Raw genomic sequence first — 24,822 nt, forward strand, 5'->3', positions numbered from 1 at the left:
AGACTCAGCACACCCCGCCCCCAACTCGCGATCGCATCGTGGGGACATGACCCAGACCGCGATCTCGCCCCCGGCACCGGCGCCGCACCGCGACGCCACCGCTCCGGCCACTCCCCCGTCCCCGTCCCTGTCCCATGCCCGCCGCCTCTGGCGAGGACGCGAGGACGACTCGCCGCTCGTCCGGCCGGCCCTGCTGGGGCTGCTGCTGGTCACGGCCCTGCTCTACCTGTGGGGCCTCGGTGCCTCGGGCTGGGCCAACTCGTTCTACGCCGCGGCCGTGCAGGCCGGGTCCGAGTCGTGGAAGGCCTTCTTCTTCGGCTCGTCCGACGCCGCGAGCTCGATCACGGTCGACAAGACGCCGATGTCGCTGTGGCCCATGTCGTTGTCGGTGCGGATCTTCGGCCTGTCGTCGTGGGCGATGCTCGCGCCGCAGGCCCTGATGGGCGTCGCGTCCGTCGGGCTGCTGTACGCGACGGTGCGCCGCACGACGCACGACGCCTGGGCGTCCCTGCTGGCCGGAGCGGCTCTCGCGCTGACCCCCGTGGCGGTGCTGATGTTCCGGTTCAACAACCCCGACGCCCTGCTGACGCTGCTGCTGATCGGTTCCGTGCACGCGACCATCCGCGCGATCGAGAACCCCGCGCGGGCCGTGCGGTGGCTCGCGCTCGGCGGCTCCCTCGTCGGCTTGGCGTTCCTGACCAAGATGCTGCAGGCCTTCCTGGTGCTGCCCCCGCTGGCACTGGTCTACCTGCTCACCGCGCGCGTCGGCGTCGTGGTGCGACTCAAGCACCTGCTCATCGCATTCGGATCGATGATCGTCGCCGGCGGCTGGTGGATCGCGATCGTCGAGCTGTGGCCGGCCTCGAGCCGGCCCTACATCGGCGGTTCGCAGGACAACTCGATCCTCGAGCTCACGCTCGGCTACAACGGCCTCGGCCGCCTCAACGGCAACGAGACCGGCTCGGTCGGCGGGGGTGGCGGCTGGGGCGAGACCGGCGTCTTCCGGCTGTTCACCTCTGAGATCGGCGGACAGGTGGCCTGGCTGCTGCCCGCCGCGCTGGTGCTGCTGGGTCTGAGCCTGTGGTTCGTCCGCCGGGCGGGCCGCACTGACCGGCAGCTCACGGGCCTGCTCGTGTGGGGTGGCTGGCTCTTGGTCACCGGACTGACCTTCAGCTTCATGGCCGGCATCTTCCACGCCTACTACACCGTGGCCCTGGCCCCGGCGATCGCCGCGCTGGTCGGCATCGGCGCGAGCATCCTGTGGGAGAACCGTGAGTCGCCGGTCGCATCGCTCGGCGCGGCCTTCGTCATCGCGATGACCTCGGCCACGAGCTTCGTGCTGCTCGATCGCTCGACCGACTTCGTGCCATGGCTCAAGTACGCCGTCGTGGCGTTCGGCGGGGCGGCCGCCTTCTTGGTCGTCGCCCACCGACTACTGCCGCGGCGCACCGTCGTCGCCGCGATCGCGACGGCTCTCGCGGCCGTCCTGGTCGGACCGGCGGCCTACGCGGTCGACACCGCCTCGACCCCGCACACGGGCTCGATCCCGTCGGCCGGTCCCAGCGCCGGTGGCGGCATGGGCGGTGGGCCCGGCGGACGGATGGGCGGCATGCGACGTCCGCAGGGCATGACGCAGGGCCAGGGCCAAGCGCAGGCCGGCGGCCAGACGCCGACCACGCCGAACGGGATGCGGTCCCGCGGCGGCGCGGGAGGCGGAGCCGGCGGACTGCTCAACGGATCGCAGTCGACCGACGCGATCAACGCCCTGCTCGAGACCGATGCCGACTCGTACACCTGGGTCGCCGCGGCCGTCGGCTCCAACACGGCGGCGGGCTACCAGCTCGCGACCGAGCTGCCCGTCATGGCGATCGGCGGCTTCAACGGCTCCGACCCCAGCCCCACGCTGGCCGAGTTCGAGCAGCGGGTCGCCGACGGCGAGATCCACTACTTCATCGCAGGCGGCGGATTCGGCGGCGGAGGGGGCCGCGGCGGCCAGAGCGGCGGCAGCAGCTCGAGCTCCGACATCGCCGCGTGGGTCGCCGAGACCTTCACGGCCCAGACCGTCGACGGCGTGACGCTGTACGACCTGAGCGGAGGCGTCCGGTGACGGCCACGGCCACGGTGCCCGGCAGCCTCCCGTCGCCCGGACGCGCGCCCGTCCTCGACATCGTGATCCCGGTGTTCAACGAGGAGGCGGCGCTCGTTCCCTCGGTCGAGAAGGTCCGGGAGCACCTGCGCACCCTGCCGTTCGACCACCGCATCACGATCGCCGACAACGCCAGCACCGACGCCACCAGCCTGCTGGCCCACCAGCTGGCCGACCGCTTCGACGACGTGAGGGTCGTCAGTCTCACCCGCAAGGGACGCGGCCGGGCGCTCAAGGAGGCGTGGTCGCACTCCGATGCCGAGGTGCTGGTCTACATGGACGTCGACCTGTCGACCGACCTCAACGCCCTGCTGCCGCTCGTCGCTCCCCTGCTGTCGGGGCACTCCGACCTGGCGATCGGGTCGCGGCTGGCGCGCACGTCGCGGACGACCCGTGGGCCGCGCCGCGAGGTCATCTCCCGCAGCTACAACGTCCTGCTCCGAGGTGCCCTGCGGGCCCGGTTCTCGGACGCGCAGTGCGGCTTCAAGGCCATCCGGCGCGACGTCGCCGCGCAGCTGCTGCCGCTGATCGAGGACGACGAGTGGTTCTTCGACACCGAGCTGCTGGTCGTCGCCGAGCGGGCCGGGCTGCGCATCCACGAGGTGCCGGTCGACTGGGTCGACGACCCGGACAGCCGGGTCGACGTCGTCCGCACGGCTCTCGCCGACCTGCGCGGGATGGGCCGGCTCGGCTGGTCGCTCGTCCGCGGTCGCATCCCGCTCGCCGACGTGGCGCAGGCGCTGGGCCGTGCGACATCGCGCAGCGCCCGCGGGGGGCTGAGCGCACAGATGGTCGTCTTCGCGCTGATCGGCGCGCTGTCGACCGCGGCGTACGGGCTGCTCTACGTGCTGCTGCGCAGCAGCCTCGGCGCGCTCGAGGCCAATGCCGTCGCCCTGGCGGCGACCGCCGTGGCCAACACCGCTGCCAACCGGCGCTTCACGTTCGGCCTGCGCGGTCCGACCGACGCCCTCAAGCACCAGCTGCAGGGGCTGCTGGTCTTCGCCTGCGGACTGGCCGTGACGAGCGGGACGATCTGGACCCTGCGCGCCGTCCGGGGCGACGGCCACCCGCTCGTCGAGGTCGCCGCCCTGACCGCCGCCAACCTGTTCGTGACGGTCATGCGCTTCGTCCTGATGCGGATCTGGATCTTCCGGGGTCCCCGCACGACGACCTCGCCCGGCACCTGAGCGGCGACGAGGTGGCCCGATCTGTTGTCTCGTCACCGGCCATGCAGCAAGATCGACAGCGACGGCATCCCTTCGAGACCGCCGACCGACGAAAGTGACGGAACACAGATGGCTCAGAAACAGTCCATCCTCGGGCGCATCGGGCAGCTGACCCGGGCCAACATCAACTCGCTGCTCGACAAGGCCGAGGACCCCGAGAAGATGCTCGACCAGCTCGTGCGCGACTACACGAGCTCGATCGCCGAGGCGCAGGACGCCGTCGCGCAGACCATCGGCAACCTCCGGCTCGCCGAGGCCGACCACGCCGAGGACGTCGCCGCGGTCAAGGAGTGGGGCTCCAAGGCCATCCGCGCCTCACAGAAGGCCGACGCACTGCGCGCCGCGGGCCAGGGGTCCGAGGCCGACAAGTTCGACTCGCTGGCCAAGGTGGCTCTGAGCAAGCAGATCGGCTTCGAGAACGAGGCGAAGGCCGCAGCCCCGCAGATCGCCGCCCAGAACCAGACCGTCGAGCAGCTCAAGGCCGGGCTCATCAACATGCAGGGCAAGCTCGGCGAGCTCAAGAGCAAGCGCGACCAGCTCGTGGCCCGTGCCAAGACCGCCGAGGCCCAGGCCAAGGTGCAGGACGCCGTCTCGTCGATCAACGTCCTCGACCCCACGAGCGAGCTGTCCCGCTTCGAGGAGAAGGTCCGCCGCGACGAGGCACAGGTCGCGGGTCAGGCCGAGCTCGCGGCGTCGAGCCTCGACGCGCAGTTCGCCGAGCTCGAGGGGGACAGCACCCAGACCGAGGTCGAGGCCCGCCTGTCCGAGCTCAAGGCACTGGCCGCCGGCGACCAGCCGACCGCCTGATGAGCATCATCCGTCACCACCAGAGGACCCAGGCATGAAGCTCAACGAGAAGTACACCTACGACGCCGGCGTGGACGCGGTCTACGCGATCCTGGTCGACCAGGCCTTCCGCACCGACTCGTGCGCCAACCAGGGCGCGACCGACTACGAGGTCACGGTGGAGCCGAAGGGCGACGGCGCGACCGTCACGATCGTCCGCACGCAGGACGCTGACCTCCCCGACTTCGTCAAGAAGCTCACGGGCAGCACCGTCAAGGTCAAGCAGACCGAGGTCTGGAGCGGACCCGACGCCTCGGGCAACCGCACCGCCGACGTCAAGGTCAGCATCATCGGCCAGCCCGCCGAGATGGTCGGCAAGGCCAAGCTCTACGCCGCCGGCGAGGGCTCGGAGTTCACGGTCGACGGCGACGTGACGGTCAAGATCCCGTTCCTCGGCAAGAAGATCGAGCCCGAGGTGGCCAAGGCCATCAAGGCCTCGCTGCGCGAAGAGGTCGACTACGGCAAGAGCAGGCTCTAGCCGGAACCCTCGACCAGCTCGATGACGGCGGCGATCTCCTGCGTGGCGAACCACGCGAGGTCGCCGCTGTCGTCGAGGTCGAGGTGCAGCGACGCGATGTCGACGAGCCGCACCGGCCCGTCGGGGTCGTCGAGCTCGGCCGCCGCAGCCACGGCCCCGTGCTCAGCCGCCTCCTCGAGCGCCGCCAGCTCGTCCTCCTCGTCGGTCGAGGCCGCGACGAACGCCTCGGACGGCGTCACCTGCTCCCCGCGGGCGAGGGCGACGAGCTCGTCGACGTCCAGCCCCAGATAGACCCTCATGCCGTCTCCTGCCTCGTGATGTCGTCGCCGGTCATGACCGCGCCGGACGCTGTCGGCCCCGGGGAGCGCGGGTGCGCCGGTCGTCGACCGACACGACCAGCTCGGCCAAGGCGTCCTCGATGCACTGCGCCAGCACGTCGACGTCCGGCACCGCGTCGCGATCGGCGACGATGCCGAAGAACACCTGGCCGTGGTACGACGTCACGCCGATGGCGACCGCCCGCTTGCCGCTGAGCGGGATGCACGGGTACACCTCGGCGACAGCGGTGCCCGCGAGGTAGAGCGCGTCCTGCGGACCGGGCACGTTGGTGATGACGATCTGGTGGCCGCGGCCCGCCTCGGCATCGGCCACGCGCGCGCCCACGGCGTGGAAGGTCGACGTCGCGAAGCCCGGCAGGCTCGCGAGCTTGTTGGCGGCGACGGCCGAGCCGGTCTCGCGGTGGTCCTTGAGCGCGTACGACACCTGGTGCAGCCGCACGACGGGATTGGACTCGCCGACCGGCAGCGACAGCAGATGACCGCGCACCTGCGAGCCCAGCGACGTCGGCAGGCCGTCCTTGGCAACGACCGACATCGGCACCATGGCCCGGAAGCTGGTCTTGGCCGTGACGGGCTCGGCGCGCGTCAGCATCCAGCCGCGGATGCCGCCGGCGATGCACGCCAGGATGACGTCATTGACGGTGCCGCCGTGCTCCTCACGGATGCGACGCAGGTCGGACAGGCTCACGGCGAGCGAGGCGAAGCGGCGGTGACGGCTCAGCTGCGTCGACAGGACGCTGCTCGGTGTCTGGCCGTCGGACCCGATGACCGGCAGCTTGCGGGCCAGGCGTCCCAGGTTGAGCTCGGTGACGCGCAGCGCCTCGGCGGGGTGACGGACGTTGCGGCTGACGGTGTTGACCAGCAGCTCGGCCGCATGGGGCTCCGAACGGGGGTTCCACTCCTCGTGGGGGATGTCGCGGTCGTGGGCCGTCTCCTCGAGCAGCACCTGGGCCAGGTCGACGGTCTCGCTGCCGTCGACGAGCGCCTGGTGCGACTTGAACAGCAGCGCGACACGGCCGCCCTCGAGCCCCTCGATGAGGTACAGCTCCCACAGCGGGCGATCGAGGTCGAGCCGGCGGGCGATGAGCCGTCCGACCAGCTCGTGCAGGGCGTCGGTCGTGCCGGGACGCGGCAGGGCAGAGCGGCGGACGTGCAGGGAGATGTCGAAGTTCTCGTCGTCGAGCCAGACCGGCGTGCCGAACGCGCCCGGCACCGACCGCGGGATCTGCCGGTAGCGCGGCACCAGGTCGATGCGCTCGTTGATGACGTGGATCAGGCGGTCGTAGTCGAGCAGCTGGTCGCCGGGCTCGAGGATCGCGAGCGAGGCCACCTGGCGAGGAACGGTCGGGCTGTCCTGATGGAGGAACATCGCGTCCAGGGGGCTCAACCGTTGCATGTCTCTCCTCGTGACGACCTGCAGAGAAGTTACCACCGGGTCAACGTCGGGACCCTGCGAGACTGTCGGGCGAGACGACCGCTGCCAGCACGTGCGAGGTCAGCACCTCGAGACGGGCGACGAACGGCGACGACGGAGCGGCCTCACGGGGTGCCCGGCCGCTCATCGCGGCGAGGTCGAGGCTCGACTGGTCGGACGGCAGGTGCACGACCGGCTCGATGCCCGTGAGCCGCGCGACGGTCGCCCGGACCTCCCGTTCCTTCCAGCCGAGGGTCGACCGCATCTGGTTGACGACGACCACCGGCTCGACACCCGGCACGATCGTCGCGAGGTCGTGCAGGCCCCGCACGAGCCGCGACAGCCCGACCGGGTCAGGACGCCCGACGACCACGACGACGTCGGCGGCGTCGACGACCTGCAGCGCCGTCTGGTGCCGGGAGGGCCCCGGCGCGCTCGGTTGCTCCAGCTCGGCACCGATGTCGACGACGATGAGCTGGGCGGCACCGCGCAGCTGGTCGAGCACGCCCTGCATCGCAATCGTGCGCACCTGCGGCCACATGTCGGCACGCGGCAGCCCCGTGAGCAGGCGCAGCGAGGGGTCGACGTCGAGCAGGTGGGTGGCGACCTCGTGCGGTCGACCGTTGTTGACGCCGCGACAGGCCGCCACGAGACCACTGACGTCGTCGAGCACGCCGAGCAGCTGACCCAGTGATCCGCCGTGGGTGTCGGCGTCGACCAGCACGGTGTCGACGGAGCGCGCCGCCGCGGCCGAGGCCAGCGCGAGGGCCACGGTGCTGCGGCCGGGTGCACCCGCCGGGCCCCACACGGCGACGACCGGCGCACGTCGGGACGGCTCGGGGCGCGGCTCGACCCAGCTCTCGTCGGCGATGCCCTCGAGCTCGCCCAGCCGGAGCACGCGGCGGATGCCCCACGCCTCGCTGAGCGACGGGTCGGGATCGACCGCCGCGACCCGCACGCCCGCGCCCTCCAGCTGGGTGACCGCGTCGAGGTCGAGGCCCGGCAGACCGGTCGAGACGATGGCCGCCCCGGCGCGACCTGCCTGGGCGACGGCCAGCAGGTCTGCGACGTCGACGCACCGGCGAGCCAGGCGCAGGACCGTGGAGGCCTCGACCTCGCGGATGGCCGCCTCCTCCCAGGCCGCTCCCCCGGCGGCGATCACGACGTCCATGTCACGACACCCGGACGAGCGTGACGTGCCCCGTGGCCACCGTGCTGATGACCTCGGTGCCCAGGCGTGACGCGTCGACGTCGACCAGCACGGTCTGCGCCGCGGCACCGCTCGCGGCGGCGGCCTCGTCACCGGACTGGACGACTCGGACGTCCTCGAGCACCCGCGATGCCTCGCCTCCGGGCTCGTCCCCGGGCCCCGGGCCGACCCAGACGTCGACCCTGTCGCCGGCCGCCAGGTCGGACGGTGCCGATCCCTGCGCGACGCTGAGCGGCAGCTCGACCTCGTCGGCGGCCGAGCGGCTGACCAGCGATGCCTTGTCGACCAGCGAGCCCGGTGCCATCGCATGCGCCCAGACGAGCTGGTCGAGGGGCTCGTCGAACTCCTCGTCGGTGCGGATGTAGCTCGTGGCCGCGTCGCCGGCGAGGCGCACCTTGGCCGGCCGCAGGTCGTCGCGCGACACGACGTCGCCGGGCGTCGTGCCGGCCCGCACCGACCAGTACTCGACGCGGTCGTCGCCCGCGGCCGCGACCCGTGCACCGAGCACCGTCGCCCCCAGCACCAGCACGACGCCGAGGACCAGCCTCGGGTCACGCCAGGGTCGGACCTGCAGTCGTGGTGTCGTCCCGCCTGATCTCCCAGGCCCCCGCCAGTTCGTCATGCCACGGTTCTACCGACATCAGGCCGTCCCGTCCAGCCCCTGGCCGACTTGTCCACAGGTGGGGCCCACCTCGCGATCGGCTGACACCGGGGCGTGGGAAACTGTGGGCATGCCATCTCCCAGCCCGCGGTTCCTCACGCTGGCAGACGTCGCGGAGGTGCTCAACGTGACGGTGCGGCAGGTCTACGCGCTCGTGCGCTCCGGCGAGCTGCGCGGCATCCAGATCGGTGGACGCGGCCAGTGGCGCATCGAGAACGACCAGCTCGAGGACTACATCTCCCGGCAGTACGCCCGCGCCGACCACGACGTGCGCGAGCTCGCGGAGTCGTCGGTCGACGACGACGTCACGTCCGACCGCTGACCATCGCGACGGCAGACCACAGCACGTCCTGAGACCGGCCGCCGTCGGTCGTCAGCCGCACGAAGTCGGCACCCACGACGCCGACTGTCCCCTCCCGTGAGCTGCCGTCGACCAGCCTCACGACGATGCCGTCGCCGTCGTCGCGCAGCGCCCGGAAGACGTGACCCCAGCCCAGGCTGGCCGCCACGCGGCCTGCCGGGTCGGCGCGCCGCTCTGCCGAGTGCACGACCAGCACGGCCGCCGTCGAGATGACGTGATCGGCCCGGTCGCCGGAGATCTGCAGCACCCGCTCGTTGACGAGGGTCACGGCACCCTCGACACGTCCGCAACCGACCACCTCGACCGCCACACGGCCTCCGAGCAGGTCCAGCCACGAGGTGTCCGCCCACTCACCGTCCCGCAGCTCGACGACGAGCGCGTCACGTTCCTCGCGCTCCAGGTCTTCCGCCTGGGCCTCGAGGTCGTCGAAGAGTCGGTCCCACCGCACAGCGGCACGGTATCGCACGTCCACACCCCCGCGCACTGTCCGTTGACAAACTACCTCGAAATGAATTTGATGTAATCAAACGTACTCAAACGTCATCAAGGGGGCTGACATGCAAATGTCGCGCACTGGCTGGGGTCTCGCGGCCGTCTCCGCCGTCGTGGTCGCCGTCCTCGCTCCCGATGTCGCCGACCTCGTCGCCGATGCGCACGGGCCCTCGTTCCCCGAGGCTGCCGTCGCCGTCGCGTCGCTGGGCCTGCTGGGCCTCGCCGCCTGGTCGCTGCTGGCATGCGGCGCGGTCGTGCTCGGGGCCTCGTCGCAGGTCGTGTCAGCACTGACCCCCGCCTTGCTCCGACGTGCCCTGCTGGTCGGCGCGGCCGGGGCGCTCACGGTGGTCCCCGCGCATGCCGAGTCGCTCACGGCGCCGAGTGCCGCCGACCCCGCCCGCCACACGGTCTCCGGGCTGCCGCTGCCCGACCGGCCAGATGTCAGGGGCGGGCCCACCGCACGCCGGGCGACCTCCCCTGCGACGACCCCGGTCCCGGCCGCAACCCCGGCCCCAGCCCCGTCGCGGGCCGTCGCGGTCCGGCCCGGCGACACGCTCTGGGGCATCGCGGCGCGCTCCCTGCCGCATGACGCCTCCGTCGCCGACATCGCGCGAGCCACGGAGCGGTGGCACCACGCCAACCGCGGCGTCATCGGCGACGACCCCGACCTGATCATCCCTGCCCAGCTGCTCCAACCGCCGACCGGAAGTGAATCGTCATGAAGACCGCCACCCAGCTGGTCGCCCCTGAGGTGACCGTCCCGTTCGTCGGACCGTCGAGCAGCCCCTTCGACGACCCCGTCGAACCGTCTGCCGGGCAGATCCCGCTGCCGTTCCCCGGCATGACCCCCGTGCTGCCCGCGCCGGTCGAGCGGGGCGACGCCCGGGTGATCCGCGAGCGGGCCGCGCGGTTCATGCAGGCGCTGGTCGAAGTCCTGTCCGGTGAGCGTCCACTGCGGCAGATGGCCGCCTGGATGGCACCCGACGTCTACGCGCAGCTGACCGCCCGGCTCACGGTGCACGCGAGGGTGCCGTTGCGGGCCAGATCGGGTCGGGGCGCGCGCATCGTCTCGGTGCACGTCGCGATGGTGCACGACGAGGCCGCCGAGATCGCCGGTCGCATGGTGCACCGCGGACGCTCACGGGCCATCGCCGTCAGGCTCGAGCTGCAGACCACCCACCGCGGCGACCAGGTCTGGAAGTGCACAGCCCTCGTCTGGGCCTAGGTGAGCACGCCAGCCCGCCCGACCCACGAAGCAACCATGGGCCGAGCGAGCGCCAGCGAGCGAAGGCAGGCGCCCAGGCGAAGCCTGGCCGCTGCGAGGTACGAGCAGCGGATGCGGCGACGAAGGAGCCGTGCGCCCTACCTATTGTTCTTGCGACTCTTGCGCTGCTGCTTCGTCTTCTGGCGGGCCCTGTTCTTGGCGTTGGCCACGCGGCGAGCCTCGGTCTCGGGAGACTCCTCCTCAACCGTCTCGCCGTGAACCTCGACGTCGCCGTCCTCGCTGGGGGCCGAGTACGACAGGTTCTGCGGGGCCGACTTCACGCCGAGGCCCTTGGCCGACAGCTGCATGACCTCGTCGGCGTCGTCGTCCTCGGTCTCCTCGACCTGGACGTCGAGGTTGAACAAGAAGCCGACCGACTCCTCGGCGATGCCCTCCATCATGGCGGAGAACAGCTCGAAGCCCTCGCGCTGGTACTCGACGAGCGGATCACGCTGCGAGTAGGCCCGCAGGCCGATGCCCTCGCGCAGGTAGTCCATCTCGTACAGGTGCTCGCGCCACTTGCGGTCGAGCACGCTGAGCACGACACGGCGCTCGAGCTCGCGCATGACCTCGGTGCCCAGATCGGCCTCGCGACGCTCGTAGGCGGCGAGGGCGTCCTCGGCGATCGTGGCGGTCAGCGACTCGCGGCTGAGACCCTCGCGGCCACCGGCCTCGGCCTCGACCTCCTCGATCGTGATCCCCACGGGGTAGAGGGTGCCGAGGGCGGTCCACAGCTGCTCGAGCTCCCACTCCTCGGGGAAGCCGTCGGTGGCACCGGTGACATACGCACCCGTGACCTCGCCGATCATCGAGCGGACCCACTCGTTCATGTCCTGGCCCTCGAGCACCTGACGGCGCTCGGTGTAGATGACCTCGCGCTGCCGGCTCATGACGTCGTCGTACTTGAGGATGTTCTTGCGGGTGTCGAAGTTCTGCGCCTCGACCTGGGCCTGCGCCGAGGCGATGGCACCCGTGACGCGCTTGTTCTCGATCGGCACGTCGTCGGGGATCTTCATGGTCTGCAGCACCCAGTTGACCCAGTCGGCCTTGAACAGGCGCATCAGGTCGTCCTCGAGCGACAGGTAGAAGCGGGTCTCGCCCGGGTCACCCTGGCGCCCGGAGCGTCCACGCAGCTGGTTGTCGATGCGGCGCGACTCGTGGCGCTCGGTGCCGATGACGGCGAGGCCGCCGGCCTCGGCGACCGCGAGCTTCTCGTCCTTGACCTGCTGCTCCATCTGCTGGAGCGTCTCGGGCCACGCGGCTTCGTAGGCCTCGGAGTCCTCGAGCGGGTCGAGGCCCTTCTTGCGCAGCGCAGCGTCGGCCAGGAACTCCACGCTGCCGCCGAGCATGATGTCGGTGCCTCGGCCAGCCATGTTGGTCGCGACCGTGACGGCACCCTTGTGCCCGGCCATCGCGACGATCGCGGCCTCACGGTCGTGCTGCTTGGCGTTGAGCACCTCGTGGGGCACTCCGCGCTTCTTGAGCTGCTTGCTCAGCCGCTCGCTCTTCTCGACGCTGGTGGTGCCGACCAGGATCGGCTGGCCCGTCGCGTGACGCTCAACGATGTCCTCGACGACCGCGTTGAACTTGGCCTCCTCGGTGCGGTAGACCAGATCGGGCTGGTCGACGCGCGCGACGACGCGGTTGGTCGGGATCGGGACCACGCCGAGCTTGTAGATCTTGTCGAACTCGGAGGCCTCGGTCAGGGCCGTGCCCGTCATGCCACCGAGCTTGTCGTAGAGGCGGAAGTAGTTCTGCAGCGTGATCGTGGCGAGGGTCTGGTACTCCTCGCGGATGCGCACGCCCTCCTTGGCCTCGATCGCCTGGTGCAGGCCCTCGTTGTAGCGGCGTCCGTCGAGGATGCGTCCGGTGTGCTCGTCGACGATCAGGACCTCGCCCTCCATGACGACGTAGTCCTTGTCGTTCTTGAACAGCTCCTTGGCCTTGATGGCGTTGTTCAGGAAGCTGATCAGCGGCGTGTTGACGGCGTCGTAGAGGTTGTCGATGCCGAGCTGGTCCTCGACCTTGTCGATGCCCTCCTCGGTGACCGAGATCGTGCGCTTCTTCTCGTCGACCTCGTAGTGCACGTCGATCGTCATCGCTCCGACGATCTTGGCGAACTCGCCGTACCACTTGACCTCGTCCTCGGTGGGGCCCGAGATGATCAACGGCGTGCGGGCCTCGTCGATCAGGATCGAGTCGACCTCGTCGACGACGGCGAAGTTGTGTCCGCGCTGCACGCAGTCGGCGATGTCGTCGGCCATGTTGTCGCGCAGGTAGTCGAAGCCGAACTCGTTGTTGGTGCCGTAGGTGATGTCGGCGGCGTACGACTCGCGACGCTCGTTCGGCGACATGCTGGGCAGGATCTGACCGACCGACAGGCCGAGGAAGTGGTGGACGCGGCCCATCCACTCCGCGTGGTACTTCGCGAGGTAGTCGTTGACCGTGACGATGTGGACGCCCTTGCCGCTCAACGCGTTGAGGTAGGCCGGCAGCGTCGAGACCAGGGTCTTGCCCTCGCCGGTCTTCATCTCGGCGATGTTGCCCAGGTGAAGCGCCGCCCCGCCCATGATCTGCACGTCGAAGTGTCGCTGGCCGAGGACGCGGAACGCGGCCTCGCGCACCGTCGCGAAGGCCTCGGGCATGATGTCGTCGAGCGACTCCCCCGCCTCGAGACGGTCGCGGAACTCGTCGGTCATGCCGCGCAGCTCGTCGTCGGTCATCGCGCGGAACTCGTCCTCGATCGCGTTGACCTGCTTGGCGATGGCCTCGAGCTGCTTGAGGACCTTGCCTTCGCCCATGCGAAGGATCTTGTCGATGACCTTGGGCACGAAATGCACTCCTGGGACGGCGGTTGCTGCACAGATGACTGATGAGGACGTAAAGCCTAGTCAGTCTAGGCCAGAGGCAAGACAGGTCGTGAGTTCCCCGGCCAGATCGCCCCGGGCCGGCGGATCTATCGCGCCGAGACCCAGCCAGCGGGCCATCAGTCGCAGCTCGTGGGCGAGCTCGTCGGCGGTGCGCGCCGGCGCGTGCGGCTCGGCCCACGCACCGTGCACGACCAGGGTGCCCGCATGCCGGTCCGCCTTGAGGTCGACCCGGGCCACGAGCCGGTCGCCCAGCAGGAACGGCAGGACGTAGTAGCCGTGGACGCGCTGGGCCGCCGGCACGTAGATCTCGATGCGGTAGCGGAAGTCGAAGAGCCGCTCGGTGCGAGTGCGCTCGAACACCAGCGGGTCGAAGGGGCTCAGCAACGCGCGAGCGTCGACCTTGCGTGGCGTCACGGCGTCGCGGTGGATGAAGGCGGGGCGCTTCCAGCCGGCGATCGTCGCGGGCAGCAGCTCGCCGATCTCGAGGAGGTCGTCGATCGCGGCCCTCGTCTGGGCGGGGTCCATGCGGAAGTAGTCGCGCAGGCACTGCGCCGTGCCCACCCCGAGCGCGCTCGCCGCGTGGCTGACGAGCACGCGGTGCGCCTCGGGGGCGTCCATCGGCGGCGCATCGAGCTGGGCCTGGGGGATGACCCGCTCGGGGAGGTCGTAGACCCGCTCGAACGCGGAGTTGCGCCGAGCGCACGTGACCTCGCCCTTCCAGAACAGGTACTCGAGCGCGAGCTTGACCTCCGACCAGTTCCAGCCCCACTGCTCGCGGTCGCGCTCCCGGGGCACGTCGTGCTCGATCTCGCGTGCCGTGAGCGGACCGTTGGCGCGGACCTCCTCGAGGACCCAGTCGACGAACGCGGGACGTTCGGCCGCGATCTTGGCCATGCCGCCCCACATGCGCGCTCCGGACTCCATGCGGAGCTGGAAGGCTTGCCACAGCCTGACGTCGACCAGGGCCGCCTCGTGCGCCCAGTACTCGAACAGCCGGCGGGGTGCCCGGCCCGCGGCGCGGTGCAGGATCTCGACGTCGTACGGCCCCAGGCGCGAGAACAGCGGCATGTACTGCGCCCGGGCCAGGACGTTGACGGAGTCGATCTGGAAGAAGCCGAGCCGGTCGACGACGCGCGCGACGTGCCGGGCCGCCACGTCGCCGTGGACGCCGGGACGCGGTCGCGTGAATCCCTGCGCCGCCAACGCGATGCGGCGTGCCTGCAGGACGGAGAGCTGACGGGTCAACGGGGTGCCGGCTAGGGCATGTCGTCGACGAGCTTGCTGCGCACGGCGTACATGGCAGCCTCCATGCGCGACTTCATCTGCAGCTTCTCGAGGATGTTGCGGATGTGGTTCTTGACCGTGTTCTCGCTGATGAAGAGCTCTTCGGCGATCTCACGGTTGCTCAGCCCACGGGCGACGTGGCGCAGCACGCCGAGCTCGCGAGGCGTCAGGTTGGTCGCGGGGGCCGGACTCTTGGACATCTGGACGAACTCGTCGAGCAGCTTGGTGGCCATGCTGGGGCTGATCAGCGACTGCCCCGACGCCACGAGACGCACGGCCTCGGCGACCTGGTCGTACGTCGACCCGTCCTTGAGCAGGTAGCCGGAGGCACCGCTGCGGATCGACTCGTACAGATCGGACTCGTCGTCGCTGGCGGTCAGCATGATGATGCCCGTCGTGGGCGACATCTGCTTGATCGCAGCGCAGACCTCGACGCCGCTGCGTCCTGGCATGCGAACGTCGAGGAGGACGACGTCGAACGGGTTCTCCGAGACGAGCTCGAGAGCCTTGTCGCCGTCGTCGACCTCCTCGAGCTCGAGCGAGTCGTCGGCGCTGAGCACCATCTTGACGCCGCGTCTGAACAGCTCTTGATCATCGACGAGCAGCACGCGAATGCTGTTGGCCCCGGAAGTCACCCGATGATCATGCCACGGAACTGGGACAGACGTGCACGGACAGTCATTCGACGACGTCGAGGTGGATCACGCCGTAGTCGTAGCCCTTGCGCAGGTAGACCACGCTGGGGCGCATCGAGTCCTTCTCGAGGAACAGGAAGAAGTCGTGCCCGACGAGCTCCATCTCGTACATCGCCTGCTCGAGCGTCATGGGCGATCCCTGGTGGGTCTTCTCGCGCACGACCAGAGGGCTCTCGCCCTGGACGTCGATCGGGCCGGCCTTGGTCCAGGGGATCTCGTCGGTGTCGTCGTCGACCTGGTCGACGACGGGGAGGCTGGCGGTGGCCTCGGCGACCGAGGTGGGCGTCTTGTCACCGTGGTGGATGCGCCTGCGGTCACCGGCGCGGCGCAGCCGGGACTCGAGCTTGTCGATCGCGGCGTCGAGCGCGGAGTGCTGGTCGGTCGAGGCGGCCTCGGCTCGCACCGCGGGTCCGCGGGAGCGCAGCGTCATCTCGACCTTGGCGGCCTTGTCGTGCTGACGGGGGTTCTTCTCGTGGGTGACCTCGACCTCGACCCGGGTGATCTTCTGGCGGGCGTCGTACTTCTCGAGCCGGAGGAGCTTCTCCTCGACGTGCTCCCTGAAGCGCTCTGAGATCTCGCTGTTGCGACCGTTGACGACAATTTCCATGTGGACTCCTCGTGTCGGTGTCACGCTTCTGGTGCGGTGGTCATGCCATGCCTAGGACGTTAGTCCGCACCGTGGGGATTGACCAGCGTTCAGCCGAAGTTCATCGGGCGGTCTCAGGAACGTCGCGGCGTTGCAGCGATCACCGCGATGCCGACCGGCCGACGTCCCGCCGCCGTGAGCGCACGGACGGCCTCCACGGCCGTCGCGCCGGTCGTGAAGATGTCGTCGACGACCACGATCCGCCGCGGCGACATGCCTTTGCGCGGGCGCGCCACGAAGGCACCGGCGAGGTTGTCGTGGCGCGACATCGCGTCGAGGCCGGCCTGGTCGGCCGTCGTGCGGGCGTAGGTCAGCGCCTGCACCGTGACGGTGTCGATGCCGACGTCGACCAGCAGACGGGCGGCCGACCTGGCCACGTCATCGACGAGGTCGCAGCCGCGCTCGCGTCGGCTGCGCCGCGACGTCGGCACCGGCACCAGCGCCACCGGCGACGATCCGTGCAGGTGAGGGACGACTGCTGCCGCGAGGTGATGCGCGAGGACGTCGGTCAGCCGTGAGACCCCCTGTTCCTTCCAGGCCAGGACGACCCGGCGCAGCACCCCGGAGTTGTCACCGGCAGCGACGGGCCGGACGCGTGTGGGCCGGGTCAGCTGGGCGGGGACGGGACGCGGCCACACCTCACGGGGGTCTGGCCGGACGATGTCGCCGCACGCCCGGCACAGCAGGAGAGCCGGTCCGCCGCAGCCCGCGCACCGGGCACCCAGCAGCAGGTCGGCGGCAGGGACGATCAGCTCACGCACGAGTCGAGCGTGGCTCACCAGACCGCCCCCGTCGACCGTCCGTGCGGAGGCTGTGGAGTCAGCGGCCGATCGTCAGGGCTGTGACCGGAGGCGTGTCGAGCACCTTCCACGAACCGCCCGGCGGCAGGAACCAGAGCCGGTCGCGCTGGTCCGTGACGTAGACGACCTGCGAGCGGCCCGTGCCGAGAGCCAGGGCGTCGGCACCGACGTCGGGGAGCAGAGAGCCGCTGCGGGACACCTGGCTCGTGGTCTCGGAGCCGTCGATCGACACGAGGTAGATCTGCGCGCCGGCCTCGCTGTCGCCCAGGAACGCCAGCTCGGTCGTCGAGGCCCACGACGCGGCTCGCGGTGCCTGCGCCGTCGTGAACACCGGGGCGGGGTCGCCGAGGCCGCGCACCTGGTCGGTGACGTCACGGAGGACGCGACCGACGTACAGCCTGCCGACTCCCCCGTCGATCGCGACGAGCGCGTAACGGGTGCCGTCGGGCGAGAGGTGGAAGTCGGTGACGTCGAGCCCCGCCACGGCGCCGACATCGAGCGTGGTCTGCTCGCTGCCGGTCGTCACGCGGACGCGAGTGCTGCCCGCCGGACGATCGACGAGCCACAGGCGACCGTCGGGGTCCCAGTCGGGCGCGATGAAGTCGGTGCCGCGGACGGTGCGACCGCCGGTGCCCTCGCGCGACGTGAGCCTCACCGCCGCGCCGCCCGGCAGCACCGCGGCGACCCCGGACTCCGCCACGGCGACCTGCTGGGCGCCGCGGGCATCCTTGCCCCACGTGCCGCTGATGGGCCGGGTCTCGCCGTCGTCGACCTCGACGACCTGGTTGGCGACGACGGCATATGCCCTGCCCCGCGCCGTGCTGGGCCCGAAGCCGCCCCACGCCTGCACGGGCTGGGTGTCGTCGCCGCCGGCCGTGAGCGCCGTCGTGCCGCCGAGCACCTGGACGCCCTCGACGTCCGGCACCTGGCGCAGCGTCCAGACGACCTGCGCCGAGAGCCGGTCGCGGGACGAACGCCCGAGGTCCGCGAAGTCGTCGGTGAACTCGACGTCGGCGACACCGCGCGAGCTCACCGGCACGGACGGACGCAGGGCCGAGCGCTCGGGCACGTAGGTGCGCGTGGCCTCACGGGCCGCAGCGGACGGGCCTCCCGCGAGACTTGTCATCAGGTTCGTGGCCAGCTGGTCGCCGACGACGAGGTAGACCGGATCGGGCACCAGCCGGCGACCGGGGCGGTCGAAGAAGTAGAGGTCGAACGACCTGAAGTAGTCGGCGAAGAACTTCTCGTTGACCAGCAGCCCGTCCTGCGGGTCGGTGATGCGCCACTCGCCGTCGACCTGCTCGAGCGTGTAGGCGACGGCCGAGGGGGCCGCGACCCGGGTGTAGCGGCCCTGGCGGTCGAGCTGGGCGTCCTCGGCGAACCCCAGTCGCACCGTCACGGTGCCGGGCACCAGCTCTCCGGTGTCACCGCTGCCCGCAGGCGCCTGTGGCTGCGACACCTCGGGCTGGGAGTAGACACGCACCTGCGACGACGGTGCCCAGCTGTCGGCGGCCTTGGCGGTCAGGAAGGTCGATGCCGTGCGGGTCGACTGCGGGAACGCGAGCATCGCGTCGAGGTAGCCCCGGACGATCTGCTCCGGCGTCGCGCCCTGCTGCGGCCCGGCCGGCGCGTAGCGCACCGCGCTCTGGCCGAGGTCCCCGTCGTCGGCGACCCTCGTGACCGGTCCGGACGACGGGATGCCGGCGCAGGCCGACACCGCGACGGCCACGATCGCGACGAGCAGCGTCCGCACCGCCAGACGGCGGTTCACGCGTACACCGACTCGAGGGGCGGGTGCTTGGCCGATCCCTCGGGCTTGGGGATCGTGAGGATGAACTCGCTGCCCACACCGGGACGACCCCAGGCCTGCAGCGTGCCGCCGTGGAGCGCGGCGTCCTCGCGCGAGATGGCGAGCCCGAGCCCCGTGCCGCCCTGGGTGCGAGCCGGGTCGGCGCGCCAGAAGCGGTCGAAGACGCGGATGTTCTCGTCGCCCGACAGCCCGACACCGAAGTCGCGGACCGACAGCGACGCTGACTCGGCGTTCTGCGCGACCTCGACCTCGACGACGTCGGAACCGCTGTACTTGGCCGCATTGGCCAACAGGTTGCGCACGATGCGGTCGATGCGCCGCGGGTCTGCCTCGACGAGGGCGGGACGCTCGACGCCGACCAGCCGCACCGTGATGCCGGCACGGGCGAGGACGGGGTCGTCGGCCGCACGGCGCGCGACCTGGGCGAAGTCGATCGTGTCGAGCTCGAGCACCGCGGCACCCGCATCGAACCGGCTGAGGTCGAGCAGGTCGGACAGCAGCGACTCGAACCGGTCGAGCTCACGCTTGAGCAGCTCGGCCGACCGGGCGGTCAGCGGGTCGAACCGCTCCCGCGAGTCGTAGAGCACCTCGCTGGCCATCTGCACCGTCGTCAGGGGCGTCCGCAGCTCGTGCGACACGTCGGACACGAACCGCTGCTGGAGGCGCGACAGGTTCTCGAGCCGCCGGATCTGGCTCTGCAGGCTCGCGGCCATCTGGTTGAACGACGTGCTCAGCCGCGCGATGTCGTCCTCGCCGCTGACGTGCATGCGCTGCTCGAGGTTGCCGCTCGCATAGCGCTCGGCGATGCGCCGGGCCAGCCGCACGGGGTCGAGCACCTGCCGCGACACCAGCCAGGCCACACCACCGACCATCAGGATCATCGCGAGCCCGCCCAGCAGCAGCGCCCGGCGCACCAGGTCGAGCGTGTCCTGCTGGTCCTCGAGCGAGAACAGGTAGAACATCGCGTAGGTGTCACCGCTGCCCGGCGCGCGCAGCTGGCTGCCCACGACGACCGACGGCTCGACGGAACCCGAGCCCACGAGCGACAGCTCGGAGTAGCGCCAGAACGTGCCCGGTCCGGCACGCACCGCGGCGGCCAGGTCGGCCGGGAGAGCACGGGGCTGGATCGCGGCGGACGAGCGGATGGGCACCTCGCCGTCGTCGGTCAGCAGCGGTCCCTGGAGCACGAGCTCGTAGGTGCGCTGGGCGCCCCGCGAGCGGGTCAACGAGTCGACCATCTGCGTCAGCGCCTGCGACTGCGTCGACGGCTCGGTCTCGACCGCTGCGTCCAGCTGGGTCTGCGCGTAGTCGAAGCCCGAGCGCGCCTCCGACACCGCTGCTGCCCGGCGACTGTCGGCCAGTCCGCTGGCCACGTCGCGCAGCAGCGCCCAACCCGTCAGGGCCACGACCAACGTGCTCAGCAGGATCGTGCTGGTGACGACCCTCGTCTGGATGGACCGCCGCCAGATCCGGACGAGGCTGGGCATCAGTCGTCCGTCACGAACCGGGCTGGATCGCCTGGTAGCCGACGCCGCGCACGGTGCGGATGACCTGCGGGTTCTCGGCGTCGTCCTCGATCTTGGACCGCAGACGCGTCATGTGGACGTTGACCAGCTTGGTGTCGCCGGGGTGGTGGTACCCCCACACCTTCTGCAGCAGGGTCTCGCGGGTGAAGACCTGTGAGGGATCGCTGAGCAGGCACGCCAGCAGGTCGAACTCCAGCGGCGTCAGCTCGAGCGGCTCGCCCTTGCGGGAGACCGTGTGACCGGCCGGATCGAGCACGATGTCGCCGAACTCCAGCGGCGACGCCAGCTGGTCGGAGCGCCGCAGCCGGGCCCGCACCCGCGCGACCAGCTCGGTGTTCTTGAACGGCTTGGTGATGTAGTCGTCGGCCCCGGCCTCGAGCCCCGCGACGACGTCGGGGGTGTCGGACTTGGCCGTCAGCATGATGATCGGCACGGCCGACTCAGCACGGATCTGCCGGCACACGCTCATGCCGTCGAGCCCCGGCAGCATCAGGTCGAGCAGCACGACATCGGGCTTGAACTGCGTGAACGCCGCCATGACGCGGTCGCCCGACCGGCACACCGCAGTCGTGAGCCCCTCGCCCTCGAGGACGATCGTGAGCATCTCGGCCAGCGAGGCGTCGTCGTCGACGACCAGCACGCGATCGCGCTTGGTGCGCCGGTAGCTCATGGGATCAGCTCGCTCATAGACCCTCCATCATACGGAGCCACGACAGCGACGAGCGCCCGGATTGGCATCCGGGCGCTCGTCGAGGTCGTTGCTGTGCTGCTCAGCCGCAGGTGCTCAGTAGCGGTAGAGGTCGGACTTGTAGGGTCCTTCGATCGGCACGCCGAGGTAGGCGGCCTGCTCCTTGGTCAGCTCGGTGAGCTCGACGCCGAGGGCGTCGAGGTGCAGGCGGGCGACCTCCTCGTCGAGGTGCTTGGGCAGCACGTGGACGCCGAGCTCGTACTCGTCGGCCTTCGTGTACAGCTCGATCTGCGCCAGCACCTGGTTGGTGAAGGAGTTCGACATGACGAACGACGGGTGGCCGGTCGCGTTGCCGAGGTTGAGCAGACGCCCCTCCGACAGGACGATGATCTTCTTGCCGTCCTCGAAGATCCACTGGTGGACCTGCGGCTTGATCTCGTCCTTGACGATGTTCGGGATCTTGGCCAGGCCGGCCATGTTGATCTCGTTGTCGAAGTGGCCGATGTTGCCGACGATCGCCTGGTGCTTCATCTTCTGGAAGTGCTCGACGGTGATGATGTCGAAGTTTCCGGTCGTGGTGATGAAGATGTCGGCGGTCTCGACGACCGAGTCGAGGCGCTTGACCTCGTAGCCGTCCATCGCGGCCTGCAGCGCGCAGATGGGGTCGATCTCGGTGACGATGACGCGGGCACCCTGGCCACGCAGCGACTCCGCCGAGCCCTTGCCGACGTCGCCGTAGCCACACACGACGGCGACCTTGCCGCCGATCATGACGTCGGTGGCGCGGTTGAGGCCGTCGATCAGCGAGTGGCGGCAGCCGTACTTGTTGTCGAACTTGCTCTTGGTGACCGAGTCGTTGACGTTGATCGCGGGGAACAGCAGCGTTCCCTCACGGAAGCGGTCGTACAGACGCAGGACGCCGGTGGTGGTCTCCTCGGAGACACCCTTGATGTCCTTCGAGATCTTGGTCCAGTGGTCGGGCTTCGCGGCGACCGAACGGGCCAGGACGCGCAGCACCTCCTTGAACTCCTCGTTGTCGGTGCTGTCCTGCGAGGGGACCTTGCCGGTCTTCTCGAACTCGACGCCGAGGTGCAGCAGCATCGTGATGTCGCCACCGTCGTCGAGCAGCACGTTGGGTCCGCCCTCGGCGAAGTCGAAGACCTTCTCGGCCTCGTCCCAGTACTCGGCCAGCGACTCGCCCTTCCAGGCGAAGACGGGGGTGCCCTGGGGGTCTTCGGCGGTTCCGTCACGGCCGACGACGACAGCCGCGGCGGCGTGGTCCTGCGTGGAGAAGATGTTGCAGGTTGCCCAGCGGACGTCGGCACCGAGGTCGACGAGCGTCTCGATCAGCACAGCGGTCTGAATCGTCATGTGCAGCGAGCCGGCGATACGGGCTCCGGCGAGCGGCTTGCTCTTGCCGTAGCGCTCACGCATCGCCACAAGGCCGGGCATCTCGTGCTCGGCGAGGTCAATCTCCTTGCGACCGTACTCCGCGAGGGAGAGGTCTGCGACGTTGTAATCCATGGTCCCAGCGTAACGCCGACCGGCGAAGTTGGCCGAATCGGCGAGCCGTCCCGGATGTGACACATCGCGCGTCATGCCGCCGGAACGTCAGGGGTGCTCAGTCGTTGACCACGTCGACCGCCGGAGCTGCGTCAGGACGAGCTCACGTCAGGGACCGGGCCTCGTCGACGAGCATGACGGGGATGTCCCGGCGCACCGGGTAGGCCAGCGCGCAGGCGTTGCACACGAGCTCGCTGGCGTCGTCGTCGACGAACAGCGTCGCCCTGCACTGCGGGCAGACGAGGATCTCGAGCAGGGCCGGGTCGAGGTTCATGGGTGCAGCCTATCCGCGGATGACCGCGAGGACGTCGTCGCGCACCTGCGCCATGGTCGCCTCGTCGTCACCCTCGACGTTGAGGCGCAGCAATGGCTCGGTGTTGGACGCGCGCACGTTGAACCACCAGGTGTCGCCCGTGACCGTCAGACCGTCCATCGTGTCCTGCGCCTGGTCGGCGTACGTCGTCGTCAGCTGCTCGAGGATCGCGGGGCCGTCTGCGACGGTGCTGTTGATCTCGCCGGACGCGACGTAGCGCTCGTACTGCGCCAGAGCTGCGAGACCGTGCCGTCGGTCTCGGCGAGGGCCGCCATGACGTGCAGCGCGGCGATCATGCCGGAGTCGGCGAGGAAGAAGTCCTTGAAGTAGAAGTGCCCGGAGTGCTCGCCGCCGAACACCGCGCCCGTGCGGGCCATCTCGGCCTTGATCAGCGAGTGCCCCACCGGGGTGCGGACGGCCGTGCCACCGTTCTCGACGATGATCTCGGGCACGGCCTTGGACGTGATGACGTTGTGCAGGATCGTGGCCCCGGGCGTCGTGATGAGCGCGCGGTGGGCGATGAGGCCCGTGATGGCCGAGGGCGACACGACCGCACCGGTCTCGTCGACGACGAAGCAGCGGTCGGCGTCGCCGTCGAAGGCCAGGCCGATGTCGGCACCGGTCTCGCGGACCTTCGCCTGCAGGTCGACGAGCGTCGAGTGGTCGAGCGGGTTGGCGTCGTGGTTCGGGAACGTGCCGTCGAGCTCGAAGTACATGGGCGTGAGCTCGACGTCGAGCGAGGCGAACACCGACGGGACGGTGTGGCCGGCCATGCCGTTGCCCGCATCGGCCACGACCTTCAGGCGTCGCCCAGCCGGGATCGGCACGATCTCGTGCAGGTAGGCCGCGTAGCGGCTGAGCGCGTCGAGCTGCTCGAACGTCCCGGTGGGCTCGGGAAGCTCCGAGCGCTGCAGCAGGACCGTGGCGTGCTCGGCGATGGCCGACAGCCCCGTGTCGTAGCCGATGGGCTTGGCACCCGCACGGCACAGCTTGATGCCGTTGTACTCGGCCGGGTTGTGGCTCGCCGTGATCATCGCGCCGGGCAGGTCTAGGTCGCCGGAGGCGAAGTAGAGCAGGTCGGTCGACGCCAGACCGATCGCGATGACGTCGCCGCCCTGCGAGCGGACACCGTCGGCGAACGCCTCGACGAGGACGGGCGACGTGTCGCGCATGTCGTGACCGATGACGGCCGTGCCGCGGCCCTGGTCGATGCCGGTCTCGACAGCGAACGCCTCGCCCAGCGCGCGGGTCAGCACCGGGTCGAGCTGCTCGGGCGAGCGTCCACGCACGTCATAGGCCTTGACGACTTCTTGCAGACGGGGGTCGATCACGGGTCGGGCCTCACGAGTCGTAGGGACGGGGGTCCGTCGGGGGTGGGAGCAGGTGGCTTGCCGGCCTCGCGGACGGCGTCGGCCAGGGCGAGGAGGTCGTCGCGGTTCGGTGCGGCGGCGGTCGGGTCGGGAGCGAGTCGCAGCACGCTCCAACCCTGTGGGGCGGACATGCGCTGCGCGTGCTCGTCGCACAGGTCGTAGGTGTGCGGCTCGGCATACGTCGCCAGCGGTCCGAGGACCGCGGTCTGGTCGGCGTAGACGTACGTCAGGGTCGCCACGGCGGCCTGCGAGCACGTCGAGCGCGTGCAACGTCGAACTGTTCCCACGTGGCGAGGCTAGCGGGGCCACCCCCACGACCGCGTTAGGCTCACCGCATGACCGACCCCACGCCCGGTCGCGCCGACGGTGGCGCGAGCTCTCGCTGGCGTGGCGTGGTCAGCGGCCCCCGCCCGGGACGCATGCGCGACCGGCGTGGACGCGGGCCCCGCGGGCCCATGGCGCTGCCCGGGCCGTTGTCGCCGCGCAGCGTCCCGGCCCACCGGCCGCCGCGCGAGTCGTTCGACCTGCTGGTCAGCGATGTGCTGTCGGCCCTCGAGCCGCACTTCAGCGTCGAGCCCGACCACGTCGAGATCGTCGTCGAGGAGGCGCCCCTGCTGCCTCCCGAGTGGACCGACGACGTGCCGCTCAGCATCGTCGCCCCCATCCCCGGTGGCAGCCGCATCATGATCTTCCGCATCCCGATCACGCACCGGTGCCTGACCGACCGCGATCTCGAGGAGGTCGTCTGGTCAGTCATCCTCGACCGGCTGGCCGAGGTGTGGCACCTGTCCCCCGACGACCTCGACCCGCGGCCCCGCTGA

At 70.4% G+C, this 24,822-nt stretch carries 26 protein-coding genes; 8 read left to right on the top strand and 18 right to left on the bottom strand.

Annotated elements, in window-relative coordinates:
* Positions 1–46 precede the first annotated feature (46 nt).
* From JOF40_RS00125 to JOF40_RS00140, 4 genes are all read left to right on the top strand, one after another.
* A complete protein-coding gene (locus tag JOF40_RS00125; protein WP_129182980.1) occupies positions 47–2,107 on the top strand; it encodes an ArnT family glycosyltransferase in 2,061 nt (686 codons plus the stop codon).
* Entirely contained in the window at positions 2,104–3,333 is a 1,230-nt protein-coding gene (locus JOF40_RS20095; RefSeq protein ID WP_129182982.1) for a bifunctional glycosyltransferase family 2/GtrA family protein, read from the top strand. The genes JOF40_RS00125 and JOF40_RS20095 overlap by 4 nt, the downstream gene beginning before the upstream one ends.
* A 108-nt stretch (positions 3,334–3,441) precedes the next feature.
* Positions 3,442–4,179 (top strand): PspA/IM30 family protein, encoded by a 738-nt coding sequence (locus JOF40_RS00135; protein WP_129182984.1) that lies wholly within the window; start codon positions 3,442–3,444, stop codon positions 4,177–4,179.
* A gap of 34 nt (positions 4,180–4,213) precedes the next feature.
* On the top strand, positions 4,214–4,696 hold the full coding sequence (locus tag JOF40_RS00140) for a DUF2505 domain-containing protein (protein ID WP_129182986.1): 483 nt from the start codon (positions 4,214–4,216) through the stop codon (positions 4,694–4,696).
* On the opposite strand, the gene JOF40_RS00145 is transcribed toward JOF40_RS00140, so the two are convergent.
* The 4 genes from JOF40_RS00145 to JOF40_RS00160 are packed head-to-tail and all read right to left on the bottom strand — an operon-like array spanning position 4,693 to position 8,280.
* Entirely contained in the window at positions 4,693–4,995 is a 303-nt protein-coding gene (locus JOF40_RS00145) for a hypothetical protein (RefSeq protein ID WP_129182988.1), read from the bottom strand. The two genes, JOF40_RS00140 and JOF40_RS00145, sit on opposite strands and share 4 nt — an antisense overlap.
* A gap of 31 nt (positions 4,996–5,026) precedes the next feature.
* The gene (locus JOF40_RS00150) at positions 5,027–6,430 is read right to left on the bottom strand and encodes a WS/DGAT/MGAT family O-acyltransferase (RefSeq protein WP_129182990.1); all 1,404 of its coding nucleotides are present in this window, start codon (positions 6,428–6,430) and stop codon (positions 5,027–5,029) included.
* 40 nt (positions 6,431–6,470) lie between these two features.
* Positions 6,471–7,619 (bottom strand): CpaE/TadZ family protein, encoded by a 1,149-nt coding sequence (locus JOF40_RS00155; RefSeq protein ID WP_129182992.1) that lies wholly within the window; start codon positions 7,617–7,619, stop codon positions 6,471–6,473.
* A 1-nt stretch (position 7,620) separates the two neighbouring features.
* On the bottom strand, positions 7,621–8,280 hold the full coding sequence (locus tag JOF40_RS00160) for a hypothetical protein (protein WP_129182994.1): 660 nt from the start codon (positions 8,278–8,280) through the stop codon (positions 7,621–7,623).
* A 109-nt stretch (positions 8,281–8,389) separates the two neighbouring features.
* On the opposite strand from JOF40_RS00160, the gene JOF40_RS00165 reads away from it, so the two are divergent.
* Entirely contained in the window at positions 8,390–8,641 is a 252-nt protein-coding gene (locus JOF40_RS00165) for a helix-turn-helix domain-containing protein (RefSeq protein WP_129182996.1), read from the top strand.
* Here the strand turns inward: JOF40_RS00165 and JOF40_RS00170 are convergent.
* On the bottom strand, positions 8,625–9,146 hold the full coding sequence (locus tag JOF40_RS00170; protein WP_209674288.1) for a hypothetical protein: 522 nt from the start codon (positions 9,144–9,146) through the stop codon (positions 8,625–8,627). The two genes, JOF40_RS00165 and JOF40_RS00170, sit on opposite strands and share 17 nt — an antisense overlap.
* Positions 9,147–9,237: 91 nt before the next feature.
* Between JOF40_RS00170 and JOF40_RS00175 the strand changes: the two genes are divergently transcribed.
* Together JOF40_RS00175 and JOF40_RS00180 are read left to right on the top strand one after the other, a co-directional pair.
* Positions 9,238–9,894, top strand: coding sequence for a LysM peptidoglycan-binding domain-containing protein (locus JOF40_RS00175; protein ID WP_129183000.1), 657 nt, complete (start codon positions 9,238–9,240; stop codon positions 9,892–9,894).
* A complete protein-coding gene (locus tag JOF40_RS00180; RefSeq protein ID WP_129183002.1) occupies positions 9,891–10,397 on the top strand; it encodes an Rv3235 family protein in 507 nt (168 codons plus the stop codon). The genes JOF40_RS00175 and JOF40_RS00180 overlap by 4 nt, the downstream gene beginning before the upstream one ends.
* Positions 10,398–10,534: 137 nt before the next feature.
* On the opposite strand, the gene secA is transcribed toward JOF40_RS00180, so the two are convergent.
* The 13 genes from secA to JOF40_RS00240 form a co-directional block, all read right to left on the bottom strand.
* The gene (gene secA / locus JOF40_RS00185; protein WP_245343168.1) at positions 10,535–13,237 is read right to left on the bottom strand and encodes a preprotein translocase subunit SecA; all 2,703 of its coding nucleotides are present in this window, start codon (positions 13,235–13,237) and stop codon (positions 10,535–10,537) included.
* A 90-nt stretch (positions 13,238–13,327) separates the two neighbouring features.
* Complete coding sequence (locus JOF40_RS00190) at positions 13,328–14,551, bottom strand: winged helix-turn-helix domain-containing protein (protein WP_129183006.1); 1,224 nt, start codon at positions 14,549–14,551, stop codon at positions 13,328–13,330.
* Positions 14,552–14,562: 11 nt separating this feature from the next.
* Positions 14,563–15,225, bottom strand: a complete 663-nt coding sequence (locus tag JOF40_RS00195) for a response regulator (protein ID WP_246152817.1) — start codon at positions 15,223–15,225, stop codon at positions 14,563–14,565.
* A 43-nt stretch (positions 15,226–15,268) separates the two neighbouring features.
* On the bottom strand, positions 15,269–15,892 hold the full coding sequence (gene hpf / locus JOF40_RS00200) for a ribosome hibernation-promoting factor, HPF/YfiA family (protein WP_129183008.1): 624 nt from the start codon (positions 15,890–15,892) through the stop codon (positions 15,269–15,271).
* Between the two features lie 113 nt (positions 15,893–16,005).
* Positions 16,006–16,692 carry a ComF family protein gene (locus tag JOF40_RS00205; protein WP_129183010.1) on the bottom strand — a complete coding sequence of 229 codons (687 nt, stop codon included), beginning with the start codon at positions 16,690–16,692 and terminating at the stop codon, positions 16,006–16,008.
* A gap of 58 nt (positions 16,693–16,750) precedes the next feature.
* Positions 16,751–18,502, bottom strand: a complete 1,752-nt coding sequence (locus JOF40_RS00210) for an LpqB family beta-propeller domain-containing protein (protein WP_129183012.1) — start codon at positions 18,500–18,502, stop codon at positions 16,751–16,753.
* A complete protein-coding gene (gene mtrB, locus JOF40_RS00215) occupies positions 18,499–20,028 on the bottom strand; it encodes an MtrAB system histidine kinase MtrB (RefSeq protein ID WP_129183014.1) in 1,530 nt (509 codons plus the stop codon). Before mtrB ends, JOF40_RS00210 begins: the two co-directional genes overlap by 4 nt.
* Positions 20,029–20,038: 10 nt before the next feature.
* Positions 20,039–20,737, bottom strand: coding sequence for an MtrAB system response regulator MtrA (gene mtrA / locus JOF40_RS00220; RefSeq protein ID WP_129183016.1), 699 nt, complete (start codon positions 20,735–20,737; stop codon positions 20,039–20,041).
* 114 nt (positions 20,738–20,851) lie between these two features.
* Positions 20,852–22,279 carry an adenosylhomocysteinase gene (ahcY, locus tag JOF40_RS00225; RefSeq protein WP_129183018.1) on the bottom strand — a complete coding sequence of 476 codons (1,428 nt, stop codon included), beginning with the start codon at positions 22,277–22,279 and terminating at the stop codon, positions 20,852–20,854.
* A gap of 142 nt (positions 22,280–22,421) precedes the next feature.
* On the bottom strand, positions 22,422–22,592 hold the full coding sequence (locus JOF40_RS00230) for a Trm112 family protein (protein ID WP_129183020.1): 171 nt from the start codon (positions 22,590–22,592) through the stop codon (positions 22,422–22,424).
* Positions 22,593–22,601: 9 nt separating this feature from the next.
* Complete coding sequence (locus tag JOF40_RS20100; RefSeq protein WP_307800779.1) at positions 22,602–22,865, bottom strand: hypothetical protein; 264 nt, start codon at positions 22,863–22,865, stop codon at positions 22,602–22,604.
* On the bottom strand, positions 22,784–23,962 hold the full coding sequence (locus JOF40_RS00235; protein WP_307800750.1) for a phosphohexomutase domain-containing protein: 1,179 nt from the start codon (positions 23,960–23,962) through the stop codon (positions 22,784–22,786). Before JOF40_RS00235 ends, JOF40_RS20100 begins: the two co-directional genes overlap by 82 nt.
* A complete protein-coding gene (locus tag JOF40_RS00240) occupies positions 23,959–24,288 on the bottom strand; it encodes a DUF3499 domain-containing protein (protein ID WP_129183022.1) in 330 nt (109 codons plus the stop codon). The genes JOF40_RS00235 and JOF40_RS00240 overlap by 4 nt, the downstream gene beginning before the upstream one ends.
* A 48-nt stretch (positions 24,289–24,336) precedes the next feature.
* Between JOF40_RS00240 and JOF40_RS00245 the strand changes: the two genes are divergently transcribed.
* Positions 24,337–24,822, top strand: a complete 486-nt coding sequence (locus tag JOF40_RS00245) for a metallopeptidase family protein (protein WP_129183024.1) — start codon at positions 24,337–24,339, stop codon at positions 24,820–24,822.

It is taken from the genome of Aeromicrobium fastidiosum, assembly GCF_017876595.1.
GTDB classification, from domain to species: Bacteria; Actinomycetota; Actinomycetes; order Propionibacteriales; family Nocardioidaceae; genus Aeromicrobium; species Aeromicrobium fastidiosum.

What these genes read in the sequence shown, in the direction of transcription:
- mtrB (WP_129183014.1), bottom strand. Translation starts at nt 20,028, where the DNA reads ATGCCCAGCCTCGTCCGGATCTGGCGGCGGTCCATCCAGACGAGGGTC.
- hpf (WP_129183008.1), bottom strand. Translation starts at nt 15,892, where the DNA reads ATGGAAATTGTCGTCAACGGTCGCAACAGCGAGATCTCAGAGCGCTTC.
- JOF40_RS00165 (WP_129182996.1), top strand. Translation starts at nt 8,390, where the DNA reads ATGCCATCTCCCAGCCCGCGGTTCCTCACGCTGGCAGACGTCGCGGAG.
- secA (WP_245343168.1), bottom strand. Translation starts at nt 13,237, where the DNA reads ATGGGCGAAGGCAAGGTCCTCAAGCAGCTCGAGGCCATCGCCAAGCAG.
- JOF40_RS00150 (WP_129182990.1), bottom strand. Translation starts at nt 6,430, where the DNA reads ATGCAACGGTTGAGCCCCCTGGACGCGATGTTCCTCCATCAGGACAGC.
- JOF40_RS00155 (WP_129182992.1), bottom strand. Translation starts at nt 7,619, where the DNA reads ATGGACGTCGTGATCGCCGCCGGGGGAGCGGCCTGGGAGGAGGCGGCC.
- JOF40_RS00140 (WP_129182986.1), top strand. Translation starts at nt 4,214, where the DNA reads ATGAAGCTCAACGAGAAGTACACCTACGACGCCGGCGTGGACGCGGTC.
- mtrA (WP_129183016.1), bottom strand. Translation starts at nt 20,737, where the DNA reads ATGAGCTACCGGCGCACCAAGCGCGATCGCGTGCTGGTCGTCGACGAC.
- JOF40_RS00230 (WP_129183020.1), bottom strand. Translation starts at nt 22,592, where the DNA reads ATGAACCTCGACCCGGCCCTGCTCGAGATCCTCGTCTGCCCGCAGTGC.
- JOF40_RS00125 (WP_129182980.1), top strand. Translation starts at nt 47, where the DNA reads ATGACCCAGACCGCGATCTCGCCCCCGGCACCGGCGCCGCACCGCGAC.
- JOF40_RS00180 (WP_129183002.1), top strand. Translation starts at nt 9,891, where the DNA reads ATGAAGACCGCCACCCAGCTGGTCGCCCCTGAGGTGACCGTCCCGTTC.
- JOF40_RS00245 (WP_129183024.1), top strand. Translation starts at nt 24,337, where the DNA reads ATGACCGACCCCACGCCCGGTCGCGCCGACGGTGGCGCGAGCTCTCGC.
- JOF40_RS00135 (WP_129182984.1), top strand. Translation starts at nt 3,442, where the DNA reads ATGGCTCAGAAACAGTCCATCCTCGGGCGCATCGGGCAGCTGACCCGG.
- JOF40_RS00175 (WP_129183000.1), top strand. Translation starts at nt 9,238, where the DNA reads ATGCAAATGTCGCGCACTGGCTGGGGTCTCGCGGCCGTCTCCGCCGTC.
- JOF40_RS00145 (WP_129182988.1), bottom strand. Translation starts at nt 4,995, where the DNA reads ATGAGGGTCTATCTGGGGCTGGACGTCGACGAGCTCGTCGCCCTCGCC.
- JOF40_RS00160 (WP_129182994.1), bottom strand. Translation starts at nt 8,280, where the DNA reads ATGACGAACTGGCGGGGGCCTGGGAGATCAGGCGGGACGACACCACGA.
- ahcY (WP_129183018.1), bottom strand. Translation starts at nt 22,279, where the DNA reads ATGGATTACAACGTCGCAGACCTCTCCCTCGCGGAGTACGGTCGCAAG.